We start from the raw sequence: 15,121 nt of genomic DNA, 5'->3' as shown, positions 1-15,121 counted from the left end.
AGCGGAGGGCCGCTTCCAGATGAGAGCGCTCCTCAGCGGATAGTTCTCGCACGCACAACGGTGCTCGTTTCTTGGGTTTCATCCACCCAAGTTAGCACACTTTGTTTACTTCGAACAGTTTCTCCTGTGGAGATGCACTAGAGGAGAGGTCCCGACGGCGTGCGGTCTTCGCCCCGATCCTGGCGGTCGCGACCGGGCGCCCGCGTCTCCTCCGTCGAATCTGAACGCTGTGTATCCCCGAAGTTCACAGTGACTTAGGCCGTCTCCACCGTCCAGCGGAGGGCGGTTTGACGTGGCTGCGGGCGCAAGATTTGCGGCGGGCGGCGGGACCGCATTTGGGCGGAGTTGGGGAACCTTCCGGGCGTCCGAGGCTATCAAGCGCCGGCTGACCGGGCTACGTGGCGTCCGGAGAAAAGATTTGACTTTGGACGCTTTTGGGCCTACATTGACCGGTTATGACGGACATCCGGGAGACAAGCCGCTCCGCGTGAACTGAGGGCAGCGGGGCCTCGCACACCACCGAGGCCCGCTGCTCTCGTCATTTTACCAAAAGGACGAGCTAACATGTTTTTGAGCTCACGGGCCCTGGACTCGTTCGATCAGTACCTGCAGGATGTTGAAAAGTATCCGCTGATCGACGATCCCGCCGAGGAGCGCGCCCTTGCCCATCGGGCGCGCGCCGGAGACAAGCAGTCCGCCGAGCGCCTGGTGACGGCGAACCTGCGCTTCGTGATCTCCTACGTGAAGAAGTACCAGGGTCGCGGCCTTGGCCTGGCCGAGCTGGTGTGCATCGGGAACGAGGGGCTGCTCAAGGCCGTGAAGAAGTTCGACCCCGACAAGGGCGTCACGTTCATCTCGTACGCGGTGTGGTGGATTCGGCAGACGGTGCTGCAGGCGCTGGCCGAGCAGACCCGGTCGGTACGCATTCCGCTCAACCAGAACTCCAATCTCGTCCGCCTGTCGCGGGTAGAGACGGCGCTGACCCAGCAGATGGGCCGCTCGCCCACCGACGAAGAGATCGCCGACGACATGGGCGAGCCGGTGGATACCATCCGCGCGCTGCGCCGTGTGGCCGCCAGCGAGCTTTCGCTGGACGCGCCGCTGGACCGGGGCGATCGCGACTCGGCCAGCTTTGGCGAGCGGTTTGCCGGCAGCGAGGCCGACCAGATCGAGGAGGAGGTCGAGGCACAGGCCCGGCGCGAGTTCCTGGAGAAGATGTTCGAAAAGTACCTCACCGAGCGCGAGCGCAAGATCCTGTACCTGTACTACGGGCTGGACGAGGGCGAGGAGCGCACGCTCGAGGAGATCGGCAGCATGCTGGGGGTTACGCGCGAGCGCATCCGCCAGATCCGCAACCGCGCGTTCGAGAAGCTGCGCGAGAGCCCCGACGGGCACGCCCTGGAAGGCTTCTGGGCCCTGTCCTGAGTCTGCGGCGAACGCTGCATCATAGACGGTAGACGAAAAATCAGCGGAGGGTGGAGACGGGCTTGCGTCTCCACCCTCCGCTTTTTGTTGCCTCGAATGCTCACCCGTGGCGGAAAGTGAGGACGGATTGCGTCCCCACCCTCCGCCGTTTTCTATTGTACGCTCCGTTTACTTCCCGCTGGTGGGGAGATTCCCTTGATGGAATGTTCGCGGAGCGTTATCGTAATGGCGTATGAAGTGGAGTTCACGGACGAGTTCGACGGCTGGTGGGACATGTTGGAGGAGGATGAGCAGGAATCGGTACGCGCAGGCGTAGAGAAGTTGATCAGTTTTGGCCCATTCCTGGAGTTCCCAGATTCTTCGGGGATTCGCGGCTCTCGGCACGGCCGCATGCGTGAGCTGCGCGTGAAGCACCGCGGTAGACCGTACCGGGTGCTCTATGCATTCGATCCGCGGCGGGTTGCCATCCTCCTCATCGGGGGAGATAAGACAGGGAGCCGACGCTGGTATGAGCGCTTCGTTCCGCTGGCTGACGATCTGTACGACCAGCACCTTCGTGAAATCGCTGAAGAAGGCGAGTGGTTTGGCGCCGAGAGGCGTTGAGGAGGAGTGCAAGCATGGCTAGAAAGTTCAGTGAACTGGTCGCCCGGATGTCGCCGGAGAGCCAAGCCCGTTCCAGGGCGCTGGCGGAGCAGATGCTGCGCGACATGCCACTGGTGGAGTTGAGGCAGGCGCGCAATTACACACAGGCCGAGTTGGCCGCCCTGCTCGGTACCTCGCAAGCAAGTGTCTCCAAGCTGGAGCGGCGGAGCGACATGTACCTCAGCACCCTCAGGCGGCTGGTCCAGGCGATGGGTGGCGAACTGGAGATCACGGCGCGGTTTCCGGACGGCGAGGTCCGGCTCGGTCAGATGGAAGTCACTGATCCCGAACCCGAATTCGTTCCGGCCTGATCGAGCCGCAGACCAACAGCCCCGGCACGTCCGGGGCTGTTTCGTTTGCGCGGACCTGCCTACATTCGCTGCGCACCGGGCATCCGCCCGAATCCGTTCGCCTGCAGCGTGGTTTTTTTCGATGAGTGATTCGTTTGCGACGCGCGTACGCGCGGACTTTCCCGTGTTCGAGCGGCGGGTGGGCGGCCGGCCCATCGCGTTCTTTGACGGGCCGGGCGGCAGCCAGGTGCCGCGCCAGGTGGGCGACGCCGTGCGCGACTACCTGCTGATGCACAACGCCAACACCCACGGCTTCTTCGCCACCAGCGAAGAAACGGACGCGGCCATCACCGGCGCGCGCGAAAACGTGGCGGCGCTGCTTAACGCGCCCTCGCCGCGCGAGGTGGCGTTCGGCGCCAACATGACCACGCTGACGTTCCATCTCTCCCGCTCGCTGGGGCGCGAGTGGGGGCCGGGGGACGAGATCGTGGTGAGCCAGCTGGACCACCAGGCCAACGTGGCGCCCTGGGTGCGGCTGGCGGAGGACCGCGGGATGACGGTGCACGTGGTGCCGTTCAGCGCCGAAACCTACACGCTGGACCTGGACGCGCTGGACCGCGTGCTCTCGTCCAGGACGCGGCTGGTGGCGGTGGGCGCGGCGTCCAACGCCATCGGCACGGTGAACGACGTGGCGGCGGTGGCGCAGAGGGCACGCGCGGCGGGGGCCCTGTCGTTCGTCGACGCGGTGCATTACACGCCGCACCGGCTGCCGGACGTGCAGGCGATCGGGTGCGACTTTCTGGCGTGCAGCGCCTACAAATTCTTCGGGCCGCACGTAGGAATCCTGTGGGGGCGCACCGAGCACCTGGAGCGGCTCACGCCGTACAAGGTGCCGCCCGCCAGCAACGCGGCGCCGGAGCGGTGGGAGACGGGGACGCTGAACCACGAGGGGATCGCCGGCACCGGCGCGGCGGTGGAGTGGATCGCCTCGCTGGCGGGCGATCCAGAAGCCGATCTGCGCGGATCACTGCGTCGCGCGTACGCTTCCATCCACCGGCACGAGTCCGAGCTGTTCGCGCGGCTGTACCGCGGGCTCAGCGGCATCCCGGGCGTGCGCGTCTACGGGCCGCCGGAGGACGGGGAGCGCACGCCGACCGCGGGGTTCACCATCGAGGGCGTGGCGCCGGACGAGGCGGCGCGGCGGCTGGGGGCGGAAGGCGTGTTCGTGTGGAACGGGGATTTCTACGCGACTACCGTCTGCGACGTGCTGGGGCTGTCGGACTGCGGCGGGCTGATCCGCGCCGGGGTGGCGCCGTACACCACGGACGACGACGTGGAGCGGCTGATGGACGGCGTGGCCCGGCTGGCCCGGGGCTGATCCGCGTTTGCCGATGAGCGAGCCCGGGGTGGTTCCGTTCCGCTGGGACGTGCGGCGGCGCGAGCAGCTGGGGAGGCTGCTGAGCGCGCCGCCGCCGGAGCGCCCGTACGGGTACATCCCCACGCGTTTACGCGAGCTGCTGCCCGAGGTGCGCGCCTGCTCGGCGCGGGTGCTGGCGCGCGCGGGCGACGCGCGGCTAGTGTTCGTGGGCCGCTCGCCGGAGAACCTGTTCGACTACCTGACGGGCGCGCTGGCGCACATGCCCTGGGCGGACCGCTGCGACCTGCTGAGCGTGTCGATGCAGGTAGGAACGGAGTGGGTTTCGGCCCCTGCGCTGCGGGCGCTGAAGCGGCAGCACGCGGCGCTGGGGCTGCACCCCGCGGCCATCGCCGCCGCGCCGCGGCCGGTCGCGATGGTGGACCTGGTCTCCAGCGGCGGCACCTTTGGCCAGCTGTCCGCGTTCCTCTCGCGTTGGGCGCGCGACGAGGGGGTGGACGTGCACGCGGTGCGGCGGCGGCTGCGCTGGATCGGCATCACCACCCGGACAAAGAACAGCCCCAACACCTGGCGCTGGTTCCAGCAGGTGGACTGGGCTCGCGACTATCCGCGGGGCGCGCTGCGGGGGGTGTCGGTGGACTGGTGGTTCTGGAGCTGGCTGGGCAACCACCAGGACAAGACCATGCGCTCCAACGGGTACGAGCACTGGGGGACGGATAACCTGGCCGGTCCCGACCACGCGCCCGAGCGGCTGGAAGCGCTTCGCGTCGCCTACAGAATCCACGAAAAGGCTCGCAGCCGCGACGAACGCGAGCGCTTTGTAGCGGAGCTGGTGGAGCGCCCGGAGATGCGCGAGTCGTGGCTGCGCTCCCTGGTCGTTGCGCTGCGGCGGTAGGGCCGGATCCGGGAAGATCCGCAGCACGAAAAGCATCACGCGTCTCCGCGTGATGCTTTTCTTGTACCCAATCCGGGGGAACAACCTGTCATTCTGAGAGAGCGCCCGCGTCGACGCCTCGGGAAAGCCACGGGGCCAGTGGCGCGACCGAAGAATCTCCCTCCCCTCGCGCGGAACCCTCTTCCGGGCAACGCCCGGGAACCCCTCGTGACGGAAAGAACCGCTCGTCTCCGATAAAGATTCTTCGGTCGGCGCCATGCTGCTGGTCCAACGGAGAGCACTGCGCGGCGCCTCCCTCAGAGGGTGTTGAGACACCTCGCAGCTGACAGTCATCCTGAGGGAGGCACCGCTCCGCAGCTTGCTTGCACACGAAAGTTTGGGTGCCGACCGAAGGACCTTGCCTGCACGACGATGAGACGTGAACAGCTCCGAGGGCTGGGCCTCGCGCGACCCGACAAAGATCCTTCGGTCGCGCGCAAGATCTTGTGGCCATGATAGTTCAGGCGTGCGCTCCCTCAGGATGACAGTGTGCTTCCGGAGGAACAACTGAGGCTTTCTGAACACCTTCTCAGGCTCACAATGACAGCGGTCCTCCTATCCAGCATTTTGCGGAGCTGGTGTGAAGGCCATGCTTTGGTTTCGGTTGATCGACATCGACGGAGCCGTTCACGTGAAAGAAGCGGAGGCGCGGAGGAGATCGGTCTCCCCCGCGCCTCCGCGCCCTCCGCGTCTCCGCGTGATGCTGTTTTGCCCTACACCGCCGCCCGCGGAAGCGCGACGGAGCCGGGCTCGTCCAGCAGCGGATGGCCTTCCGAGCGCGCGACGTAGGTGGCGGCGGTAATGTCGCCGGCCACGTTCAGCGTAGTGCGGCACATGTCCAGGATGCGGTCCACGCCCAGGATGATGCCGATGAGCGCCGGGTTCACCCCGATGGTGCTCAGCACCAGGATGATGAACGGGATGGAGCCGGACGGGACGCCCGCCGTGCCGATGCCGCCCAGGATGGCCAGGTACGCCACCGTCACCTGCTGCGCCAGCGACAGGTCCACGCCCGCGATCTGCGCCAGGAACAGCACCGTCACCCCCTCGTACAGCGCCGTTCCGTTCTGGTTGGCCGTGGCGCCCACCGTCAGCACGAACGAGTTGATCTGCGGCGGCACGCCCAGGTTCTGCTCGCTCACCCGCAGCGCCGTGGGGAGCGTGGCGTTGCTGGACGAGGTGCTGAACGCCGTCAGCAGCACCGTCTTGATCCGCCGGAAAAACTCCACCGGCGACATCTTCGACAGCAGGCGCACGGACAGGGAGTACACCCCGAACATCTGGATCCCCAGCCCCAGCAGCACCGTGAGCATGAACCACGCGAGCGTCGCCAGCAGGTCCAGCCCGAACCCGGCCGTGTTGGCGAACAGCAGCGCGAACACGGCGTAGGGCGCCATCTTCATGATGATCTCGATGAGCTTGACCGAGATCTCGAAGAGCGAGTCCATCACCCGCAGGAACGGCGCGACCACGGACGCCTTTACCAGCGTGGCCGCCACGCCCAGCGCCAGGGCAAAGAACATCAGGTGCAGCAGGTTGGGCGTTTCGCCCGCGATGGCGGCGACGGGGTTGGCGGGGATCAGCGTTTCCACCGCCTCCGTCAGCGGCGCCTTCTTGGCGCCCCCCTCGCCGATGCCGGCCGCCTCCACGCGCGCCTGCGCCTGCTCGCCGTAGCGAGCCTCCAGCGCCGCCGCCGTCTGCGCCGACACGCGCTCACCGGGGCGGATGGTGTTCGCGAGCGTAAGGCCGATGGCCACGGAGATGGCGGACACCACCAGCGTGTAGCCGAACGCCTTGGCCCCCACGCGCCCCAGCTTGCGGATGTCGCCCACCCCCGCCACGCCCACCACCAGCGCGGAAAACACCAGCGGGATCACCACCATCAGCAGCAGCCGCACGAACAGGCCGCCGATGGGCTGCGCGATGTTGCGCACCGTCCACGCCAGCCGCGGGTCGTCGGGCCCCAGCAGGGCGCTGGCGGCAAGGCCCGTGGCGGCGCCCAGCACCAGCCCCAGCACGATCCGCGTGTGCAGCGGCATGCCGCGGGGGCGGTCGTCCGTGCGGTCGTCCAGGTCCGTCGTCATCTCCCGCTCCCACGCGTCGGGATCGCCCCGCCGCGCGTCATCCGGTCGCTGCTCGTCCACGAGTGCCGTTCTGGGAAAGATCAGGGAAAGTGGGGTCCCGCGCATCGCGGGACCGTCGTACGGTACGGTACAGCCGAGCGGCGCGCGGCGGTGAGGGCCGCGCGCAAGGGTCCGATTTACGTCTTCGGCATGGTGTTGCGCAACCAGAAGCGGGGGAACGCGGCCACCGCGTCCCCCCGCTGGGTGTTCCTCCGTCCCGTCCCGGACGCCTTGCGGGCCGGGGCTCAGTCCTCGGCGCGGCCGGGTACCGGTGGCTGCGCGGGGCCAATTCCGTCGGGGTCAAAGTGCTTCTGGCCGCGCAGGATCCGCGCGAACGACCAGACGGTCAGACCGATCACGAACGCCCAGCTCGCCAGCATGAAGATCAGGGCTCCGGCGCTCATCGCGCACCCTCCATTCCGGGCGCCAGGCCCAACTCGGTGTCCTCCACCTCCACGAAGCCCACGCGGTCATCGTAGCGGTTGCGCTTCCAGGCGATGCGGATCATCACCAGGAAAAAGACCATGATGGCCACGATGAGCAGCCGCGAGATGTGCACGTAGATCTCGCCGCCCTCCGGGATGGCCCCGCCCGCGCCGATTCCGCCCTCCAGCCGCAGAAAGGGGATGGCTTCCTTTACACCCCACCAGACCAGGATGATGCCCAGGTACAGGGGCGTCACGTAGGTCATGACGAACTTGTAGATGCCGGGAATGCGGATGTCGGCCCCCTGGTGCAGCGAATGCCAGGCGTTCTCGGGCTTGAACACCCACATGAACAGCACCACCTCGATAAAGGCCATCACGGCCAGGCCAAAGGTGCCCGCCCAGTAGTCCCACTCCCACAGGAACCCGTACTGGAACCAGAAAATGGACAGCAGGCCGAAGCACAGGGCCACAAAGCCCACGATCCACGACACCGTCTCGCGCTTGTAGCCAAACTCTTCGCGGTAGAACGCCACGATGGGCGTGGCCATGGCCACGGACGACGTGATGCCCGCGAAGAACAGCAAGCCGAACCACATGGCCCCGAACATCTGGCCAAACGGCATGCCCTGAAAGACGAGTGGCATGCTCACGAAGCCGATGTTGAACGATCCCGACTGCGCCACGGCCATGGCACCCGACACGCCGAAGAACGCCACCGCCGCGGGAATGGCGATGGAGCCGCCCAGCACCACCTCGGCCGTCTCGTTGGTCGCCGCCGTGGCGATGCCGCTGAGGGCGATGTCGTCCTTCTTGGACAGGTACGAGGCGTACGTCTGCAGCGTCCCCATCCCGATGGACAGGGTAAAGAAGATCTGCCCCGCGGCCGCCAGCCACACTCCCGGCTCGCCCATGCGCGACAGGTCCGGCTTGTAGATGAACTCCAGCCCCTGGATGGGGCTTACGCCGTTCTCGCCGCTTCCCAGGAACATCACCCGGATGGCCAGGATGAGGGCGAAGATGAACAGGATCGGCATGCCGATCTTGGCCAGCTTCTCGATGCCGGCCGAGATGCCCCGCGACAGGACCCAGATGGTGGAGCCCAGCGACAGGAAGAAGAAGACGAAGGGCACCCAGAAGTCGTGCACGCTGCCGTCGCCGATCACCTGGTACGACCGCAGGTACTGCTGCATCTCCTGCTGCGTGGTGAGCCCCCAGTAATCCCCCGTGATGGAAAACCAGGTGAACGCGAGGGTCCAGCTCATCAGCACCGTGTAGTAGCACAGCACCACCAGCGGGATGACCATGCCGATGACGCCGATGTACTTGGCCGCCGGGTGCTTCCAGATGGCCGCGAACATCCCCGGGATGTGGCCCTTGCGGTACCGTCCGCCGTTGCGCCCGATCCCCCACTCGATCCACATGAGCGGAATACCCAGCAGCAGGAACGCGATGAAGTAGGGGATCATGAACGAGCCGCCGCCGTTGGCGGCCGCCTGTCCCGGGAAGCGCAGGAAGTTGCCCAGGCCGACCGCGTTCCCCGCCATGGCGAGGATCAGGCCGACCCGGGAACCCCATGCTTCGTTGGATTGCTGCACCTGTGTGTCGGAGGGCACGATTGCGTTTCGCAGGCAAAGGTCGGGCGTGTACGCCGGTTCAGGAGCCACGCGGAGGCCGGATCACACCCATGGTGCACCCGCAACCGCTTGCTCGGCAAGGGACCTGATCAACCTTTTACATCCGCGACCGTCCGGTGGACACCGTCAAAGCGAGCACGAGGCCCGCGCCGCCCCCTCCGCCGGTTCACGCCCGCCGGGCCGGGCACACCTTGAGACGCACGTGCACGCCGCGTTATGTTAGGGAGTTCCACGCCTTGCAAGCCCGTACCTGACGGATACATGCGCGCCGACGAGATCCGCTCCCGATTCCTGGAATACTTTGCCCGCCAGGGGCACACCGTTCGCCCTTCCTCCACGCTGGTGCCCAAGGACGACCCCACCCTGCTGTTCGTGAACGCGGGGATGGTGCAGTTCAAGAAGGTGTTCCTGGGGATGGAGACGCTGCCGTTCACCCGCGCCGCCACCAGCCAGAAGGTGGTCCGCGCCGGCGGCAAGCACAACGACCTGGAGGCGGTGGGGGTCACGGCCCGGCACCAGACCTTCTTCGAGATGCTGGGCAACTTCTCCTTCGGCGACTACTTCAAGCGCGACGCCATCCGCTTTGCCTGGGAGCTGATGACGGTGGAGTACGGCATCGACCCCGAACGGCTGTGGATCACCGTTCACCACACGGACGACGAGGCGCGGCAGCTGTGGCGGGAGATCACCGGCATCCGGCCGGAGCGCATCTTTGGCCTGGGCGACAAGGACAACTTCTGGCAGATGGCCGATACGGGCCCCTGCGGACCCTGCTCGGAGATCCACTTCGACCGGCGGCCGGAAGGGACGCGCGGCACGGCGGTGACCCGGGAGGAGTTCGAGGAGCTTACCGACCGGGGTGAGATCCTGGAGTTCTGGAACCTGGTGTTCATGCAGTACGACCGCGACGCGGACGGCGAGCTGCACCCGCTGCCGTCGCCGTGCGTGGACACGGGGATGGGGCTGGAGCGCCTGTCCAGCATTCTGCAGGGGGTAGACACCAACTACCAGACGGACCTGTTCACCGACATCATCGCCCGCGCGGTAGAGATCGTGGGCGTGCCGTACGACTACCACACGCCGCAGGGCGTTTCGTACCGTGTGCTGGCGGACCACGCGCGTGCCACGGCGTTCCTGCTGGCGGATGGCGTGTTTCCCTCCAACGCGGGCCGCGGCTACACGCTGCGCCGCATCCTGCGCCGCGCGGTGCGCCACGCCTGGCTGCTGGGCCGCCGCGAGCCCACGCTGGTGGAGGTGGTGGAAACCGTCATCGACCAGATGGGCGTGGTTTATCCGGAGCTGATGGCGCGCCGCGAGTACATCACCCGCAACGTGCGGGCGGAAGAGGTGGCGTTCCTGGACCGCATCGACGCGGGGCTCAAGCTGTTCGACCAGCTGGCGCCGGCCGGCGGATCGGGGACCATCTCCGGTGCGGACGTCTTCAAGCTGTACGACACCTTCGGCTTTCCGGACGACCTGACGGAGCTGATGGCGGCGGAGCGCGGCTACACGGTGGACCGCGAGGGCTTTGAGCGGGCGCTGGAGGAGCAGCGCGCCCGCAGCCGCGCGGACCGCGCCCAGGCCGGCATCGGCATGGAGGCGGACGCGCTGGCCATGGGGTGGGAAGAGGTGCCGGGCGCGGAGGGGGCGGAGCAGGATTACGCCGCGTACCGTTCCGTGGGGCTGGAGACGGACGTCCTTGCGTTCCGGCGGATGGACGACGGCCGCATCGCCCTGCAGCTGCGCGAAAATCCGTTCTACGCCGAGAGCGGCGGCCAGGTGAGCGACCGCGGCCACGTGCACGGCGACGGGTGGTCGATGACGGTGACCGAGGTGCGCAAGGTGGCGGGGCGCATCGCCGTGGTGGGCACGGTGGAGGGCGACTTCATCCCGGGGACGGTGACGGCGACGGTGGAGGAGCCGGTGCGGCGCGACACGGAGCGCAACCACACGGCCACGCACCTGCTGCACGCCGCGCTGCGACGCGTACTGGGCGACCACGTCCACCAGCAGGGCTCCGTCGTGGAGCCGGGCCGCCTGCGCTTCGACTTCGCGCACACGGGGCCCATGACGCCGGACGAGCTCGCGGAGGTGGAAGGGCTGGTGAACGAGGCCATCTGGGCCAACGTCGACGTCTGCGCCAACGAGATGGGCTACCAGGAGGCGATCGGCCGCGGCGCGATGGCGCTGTTCAGCGACAAGTACGGCGACGTGGTGCGGGTGATCGACATCCCCGGCGTGTCGATGGAGCTGTGCGGCGGCACGCACGTGCGGACGACGGGGCAGATCGGCCTGTTTCGCGTGGTCAGCGAGAGCGGCGTGGCGGCGGGGGTGCGGCGCATCGAGGCGGTGACGGGCAGGCAGGCGTTCGAGCGTGTGCGCCGTGACGAGCGCACGCTGCGCGAGGCGGCCGGTCTCCTTCGCACCAGGGAAGAGAACCTGCTTCCGCGCATTCAGCAGGTGGTGGAGCAGACGCGCGACCTGCAGAAGCAGCTGGAAAAGGCGCGCACCAGCGGCGGCGCGGACGAGGTGCAGTCGCTGCTGGACTCGGCCACGGTGGTGGAGGGCGTGCGCGTGGTCGTCGCCCGCGGCGCTTACAGCGGCGTGGACGAGATGAAGTCGCGCGGCGACCTGCTGCGCGAGCGGCTGGGGAGCGGCATCGCCGTGCTGGCCGAGACGGACGGCGGCAAGCCGATGCTGGTCGTGGTGGTGACGGACGACCTGATTCAGCGCGGCATCCGCGCCGACGCGGTGGTGCGCGAGGTGGCGGCCATCGTGGGCGGCAAGGGCGGCGGCAAGCCGCACATGGCGCAGGCCGGTGTGGGCGATCCCTCGCGGCTGGGTGAGGCGCTGGACCGCGTGCCGGAGCTGGTGCGCCCGCTGCTGACGGCCGGCGCGGCCGCGTGACGGCGGCGGAGGCGTGGGTGCGCGGGCGGCTGGATGGCGCGCCGCCCGCGCTGCTGGATGCCATGCTCGCCGCGCTCCCCGCGGATCCGGGCCTGTCCGTGGCGGACGCGCTGGCGGAGGGGGCGCTGGCGATCTACGCGCAGCTGCTCGCGGGTGGGGCAGGGGCCCGGCGCGATGACGCGCTTCCGCTGCTGGCGGCGGACGCGCTGTTTACGCACGCGCTCCAGGCTCAGGCCGAGGCGGACCCCGACGGCGTCGCCGCGCTGGCGGAGCGCATCGGCGCGGCGGGGGCGCTGGCGGGGCTGGCGAGCTGATCATTTGCCCGCCGCCTCGCGGATCGCAACGAAAACGGAGGGCGCAGAGGGTGATGAACATCCTCTGCGTCCTCGTCTTTCCCCCTGTGCCGTCTGCGGAACCGGGCTTCGCCGTGAACGCCGACCTGTGTGGATGATGCGATGAGCAGTCGCGGATCGTTGATGTACCTGCTGTGGTTCCTGTCGCTGGCCGCGCTGCTGGTGTGGTTCTCGGGACGGGAGCCGGAATGGGTGGCGCCGCTGACCTTGATGCTTCTGGGCGTGCTGACGGCGGCCGGCGCCTGGTTCACCCCGCGGACGGAGCGGCGGGGTGCGCGGGGGGCGGTTCGGCTGCGCCTGGGCATCGTGGCGGCGGTGCTGGGGCTCGTGCTGCTGCTGCGGTCACTGGGTGTGATGTAGCTGAGGCCGTCAGTGGTCAGAAACTGAAGCGGGGTGGGCGCCTGACGCGTCCACCCCGCTTTCCTTTTGTCCTCTGGCTGCTCGTTGGCCGGACGGTTCTCCAGATCGCGCATCAGGTGGTGCGATCGACACCCCCTCGCGCGCTCCGGAGATCATCCACCGATCCACATCCCTCTTCAAAAAAATTCTCATGGCCCCCTGCCGCATTCTATCTACTTCCCGTTTCAGACGCCTCTACAAAAGAGTGTGCCTCGTCGACATCCGTCACCTGCACCCGACACTTGAGAATCCGCCTTCACCGCGTAGGCGGAGGCAACGTCACGAGCAAACTCTGTTGACCCTGTTGACTCTGTGTGAGGCCATTCTTCCGGTGGACTCGCTCTGAATCCAGAGGGTCGGCACGAGCGAACTCCGTTGACTCCGTTAACTCCGTGTGAGGCCCATTCTTTCGACCCGCTCCTCACTCGCCGACGACGAAGCTGGTCGCCGTCCGGCACTTCAGCGGGTCCGCCTTGGGCGCACTGCGCTGCACCGTGATGCGCGCGCCCACCAGCCGTGGACCCTCCGCGCGCAATTCCGCGTGGTGCAGGCGCCCCGTCGTACTCATCGGCACCGCCGGCCCCACGCTTCCGTCGGCGAAGACGGGCGCGGCCAGCAGGGTCGCGTCGGGCGAGCGGACCGCCCGTGCGACCATCACCTGCGCCGTGCCGCGCGCGGGGAAGCTCAGCCGCAGCGCCGCGCCCGCGTCGCAGTAGCGCCAGGCATCAGCCGCGGGTTGCGCCACATGGGCCACGGCGCGCGCGGTGGCGTTCTCGTAGAGCGCAAAGCTGACGTCGGCGCCGCCCTCCAGGTCCGGGCGGGCCAGCCGCAGCAGCGCGCCGTGCTGGTAGATCCACGGCGCGGGGGAGGCGCGCGGGCCGGCGTCCGGACACTCGTACGTGTTGCCGACCACCACCACCCATCGGTGCCGCTTCAACTCCCTGGCCCACCAGGGCGCGCGCACCAGCCGCCCTTCGCACGGTACCGGCGGGAGCATGGTCTCGGGTTTCTGGAACGCCGCGAAGACGTACGTGCTCCAGTAGCCGCCCAGCAGCGGCACGCCCGGTGCCCGCGCCTCCAGGTGAGAGGCCACCCGCATCAGCGCATCGGGACGCGCCGCGGAGGGCGGCGGCAGCCGCAGCACGGCCGACGCCAGCCCCGCGGCCCCCGCCATCGCCAGCACCCCGCGCCACTGCCGCGACAGCGTGGAAAGGCTCGCGGCCAGGCACACCAGCGTAATCAGCCCCGCCAGCGTGCCGAAGACAAAGACAAGCGAAAAGTAGCGCACGGAGAACAGGTTGATGCGCACGTGGCGCACCAGGACGAACACCGGCAACTGGGCGGCCGCGATCGCCCAGCACGCCAACACCAGTGCGGCGGCTTCCACCCGCCACACGGGGCCTCGCCCGCCGCGCGCGCGCCAGAGCACGACCAGCGCGGCCAGGGCGCCCGCCGTCGCCACCACCAGCAGGGGCATGGAACCGGAGGTCGCCAGCTTCGTCGCCACCTGCCGCGCGTTGTCCGTCAGGTGTCCGCGGTCCAGCACCAGTCCGGTGTGATAGTACTGTCCAAACCGGGCGTGGGAGTACAGGTCGAACGCCGCGCGCAGCACCCGCTCGGCGGCCATCCCCGCGCCCACGACCAGCCATCCCTCCACCCATCGGCGCAGCACGAAGCGCCCCGGCTGCGCGTTCAGCACGTGCGCCCGTATGGCCTCGACGCCGGCGACCAGCAGGAGCAGCGGCCCGCTCAGCGGCGACGTCCACTGCGCCAGGAACACCGCAAAGCCCGTCGCGCCGCGCAGGCGCCACCGGCCCGCTCCGGCGGGTCCCGCCCGGTCCGCGAGCGTCCGGAGCCCCCACCAAGCGAGCATCAGGCCGGTGATCTGCCAGGCGTAGGGATGCGCCGCGTCAAAGAGCCAGCGGCGGGAATCGTGGTTGCCCACCAGGACGGCGGCCATCAGCCCTGACGCCGCCCATCCCCAGACGCCGGCGAGGCGCGCCATCACCACGGCCGACAGGAGCACCCACGCCGTGCCCACCAGGTGCAGCGCCGCGTAGTCGAACGTGTGCCCCGAGAACTGGCTTGCCGCCCGCATCAGCAGCAGGTGCCACGCGCCCAGCCGGTCCTGGCCCCAGTAGTAGACGTCGAACAGGCTCCACTCCCGCGCGCGCGTCATCAGCACGGGGATGGCCAGGTCGGAGTTGAAGGCGGAGGGGCGGGGGAAGAGCGCCCGGCTGATCCACGGCGCGGTCAGCACCGGCAGGCACGCCAGCGCCAGCAGCCGGACCCAGCGCCCCGCGACGGAGTCCGCCGCAAACGTTCCGCGCACCCACCGAAGCCGCTCCCCGATTCCGCCGGCGAGCCTGCTCGTTGTCGTTGCGATGGGCATGGGTGATGGAACGCGTTTTTGTGGATGCGGATGATGGGCCGCGGAAGCGGGACCGATAGATACACCCGCCAGGATCGCGCTGCAAGAAACCCTGAGCCTACCGATTACCATCCCCAGATGGAGTCGAACCGCAAAAGGAAGCGGGGTGGGGGCCGGTGGGCCCCCCCCCCCTTTTGCCCCAAAACGCCCAAATCCCCCAAAACACGGCGCCCCCCCCCC

12 protein-coding genes are annotated in these 15,121 nt (G+C 68.4%); 8 read left to right on the top strand and 4 right to left on the bottom strand.

Annotated features, from left to right (window positions below):
* The first annotated feature begins 564 nt into the window (after positions 1–564).
* The 5 genes from ACOJUJ_RS11250 (at position 565) to ACOJUJ_RS11230 (ending at position 4,627) form a co-directional block, all read left to right on the top strand.
* A complete protein-coding gene (locus tag ACOJUJ_RS11250; RefSeq protein WP_420126966.1) occupies positions 565–1,425 on the top strand; it encodes a sigma-70 family RNA polymerase sigma factor in 861 nt (286 codons plus the stop codon).
* A gap of 225 nt (positions 1,426–1,650) precedes the next feature.
* Entirely contained in the window at positions 1,651–2,028 is a 378-nt protein-coding gene (locus ACOJUJ_RS11245) for a type II toxin-antitoxin system RelE/ParE family toxin (protein ID WP_420126965.1), read from the top strand.
* A gap of 14 nt (positions 2,029–2,042) precedes the next feature.
* Positions 2,043–2,378 (top strand): XRE family transcriptional regulator, encoded by a 336-nt coding sequence (locus ACOJUJ_RS11240; RefSeq protein ID WP_420126964.1) that lies wholly within the window; start codon positions 2,043–2,045, stop codon positions 2,376–2,378.
* A 121-nt stretch (positions 2,379–2,499) separates the two neighbouring features.
* A complete protein-coding gene (locus tag ACOJUJ_RS11235) occupies positions 2,500–3,735 on the top strand; it encodes a cysteine desulfurase-like protein (protein ID WP_420126963.1) in 1,236 nt (411 codons plus the stop codon).
* A gap of 13 nt (positions 3,736–3,748) precedes the next feature.
* Positions 3,749–4,627 carry a hypothetical protein gene (locus ACOJUJ_RS11230; RefSeq protein ID WP_420126962.1) on the top strand — a complete coding sequence of 293 codons (879 nt, stop codon included), beginning with the start codon at positions 3,749–3,751 and terminating at the stop codon, positions 4,625–4,627.
* Positions 4,628–5,379: 752 nt separating this feature from the next.
* Here the strand turns inward: ACOJUJ_RS11230 and ACOJUJ_RS11225 are convergent.
* The 3 genes from ACOJUJ_RS11225 to ACOJUJ_RS11215 form a co-directional block, all read right to left on the bottom strand.
* Positions 5,380–6,810: a dicarboxylate/amino acid:cation symporter gene (locus ACOJUJ_RS11225; RefSeq protein WP_420126961.1), complete on the bottom strand. Its 1,431-nt coding sequence runs from the start codon at positions 6,808–6,810 to the stop codon at positions 5,380–5,382.
* Between the two features lie 224 nt (positions 6,811–7,034).
* Positions 7,035–7,193: a hypothetical protein gene (locus tag ACOJUJ_RS11220; protein ID WP_420126960.1), complete on the bottom strand. Its 159-nt coding sequence runs from the start codon at positions 7,191–7,193 to the stop codon at positions 7,035–7,037.
* On the bottom strand, positions 7,190–8,812 hold the full coding sequence (locus tag ACOJUJ_RS11215; RefSeq protein WP_420126959.1) for a sodium-dependent transporter: 1,623 nt from the start codon (positions 8,810–8,812) through the stop codon (positions 7,190–7,192). The genes ACOJUJ_RS11220 and ACOJUJ_RS11215 overlap by 4 nt, the downstream gene beginning before the upstream one ends.
* 300 nt (positions 8,813–9,112) lie before the next feature.
* Between ACOJUJ_RS11215 and alaS the strand changes: the two genes are divergently transcribed.
* The 3 genes from alaS to ACOJUJ_RS11200 all read left to right on the top strand — a co-directional run bounded on the left by alaS (position 9,113) and on the right by ACOJUJ_RS11200 (position 12,471).
* Positions 9,113–11,758: an alanine--tRNA ligase gene (alaS, locus tag ACOJUJ_RS11210; protein ID WP_420126958.1), complete on the top strand. Its 2,646-nt coding sequence runs from the start codon at positions 9,113–9,115 to the stop codon at positions 11,756–11,758.
* Positions 11,755–12,072 carry a hypothetical protein gene (locus ACOJUJ_RS11205; RefSeq protein ID WP_420126957.1) on the top strand — a complete coding sequence of 106 codons (318 nt, stop codon included), beginning with the start codon at positions 11,755–11,757 and terminating at the stop codon, positions 12,070–12,072. Before alaS ends, ACOJUJ_RS11205 begins: the two co-directional genes overlap by 4 nt.
* 141 nt (positions 12,073–12,213) lie before the next feature.
* Positions 12,214–12,471, top strand: coding sequence for a hypothetical protein (locus ACOJUJ_RS11200; protein ID WP_420126956.1), 258 nt, complete (start codon positions 12,214–12,216; stop codon positions 12,469–12,471).
* Between the two features lie 460 nt (positions 12,472–12,931).
* Here the strand turns inward: ACOJUJ_RS11200 and ACOJUJ_RS11195 are convergent, their stop codons facing one another.
* A complete protein-coding gene (locus tag ACOJUJ_RS11195) occupies positions 12,932–14,842 on the bottom strand; it encodes a hypothetical protein (protein ID WP_420126955.1) in 1,911 nt (636 codons plus the stop codon).
* Positions 14,843–15,121 lie beyond the last annotated feature (279 nt).

Source organism: Longimicrobium sp. (assembly GCF_048594345.1).
In the GTDB taxonomy this organism is placed as follows: Bacteria; Gemmatimonadota; Gemmatimonadetes; order Longimicrobiales; family Longimicrobiaceae; genus Longimicrobium.
Note: the sequence above shows the minus strand (reverse complement) of the source record. Positions and strands in the feature narration are given on the sequence as shown.

Bases quoted from the DNA above. Each gene is read 5' to 3' on its own strand.
- ACOJUJ_RS11250 (WP_420126966.1), top strand. From the start codon at position 565: ATGTTTTTGAGCTCACGGGCCCTGGACTCGTTCGATCAGTACCTGCAG.
- ACOJUJ_RS11245 (WP_420126965.1), top strand. From the start codon at position 1,651: ATGGCGTATGAAGTGGAGTTCACGGACGAGTTCGACGGCTGGTGGGAC.
- ACOJUJ_RS11240 (WP_420126964.1), top strand. From the start codon at position 2,043: ATGGCTAGAAAGTTCAGTGAACTGGTCGCCCGGATGTCGCCGGAGAGC.
- ACOJUJ_RS11235 (WP_420126963.1), top strand. From the start codon at position 2,500: ATGAGTGATTCGTTTGCGACGCGCGTACGCGCGGACTTTCCCGTGTTC.
- ACOJUJ_RS11230 (WP_420126962.1), top strand. From the start codon at position 3,749: ATGAGCGAGCCCGGGGTGGTTCCGTTCCGCTGGGACGTGCGGCGGCGC.
- ACOJUJ_RS11220 (WP_420126960.1), bottom strand. From the start codon at position 7,193: ATGAGCGCCGGAGCCCTGATCTTCATGCTGGCGAGCTGGGCGTTCGTG.
- alaS (WP_420126958.1), top strand. From the start codon at position 9,113: ATGCGCGCCGACGAGATCCGCTCCCGATTCCTGGAATACTTTGCCCGC.
- ACOJUJ_RS11200 (WP_420126956.1), top strand. From the start codon at position 12,214: ATGAGCAGTCGCGGATCGTTGATGTACCTGCTGTGGTTCCTGTCGCTG.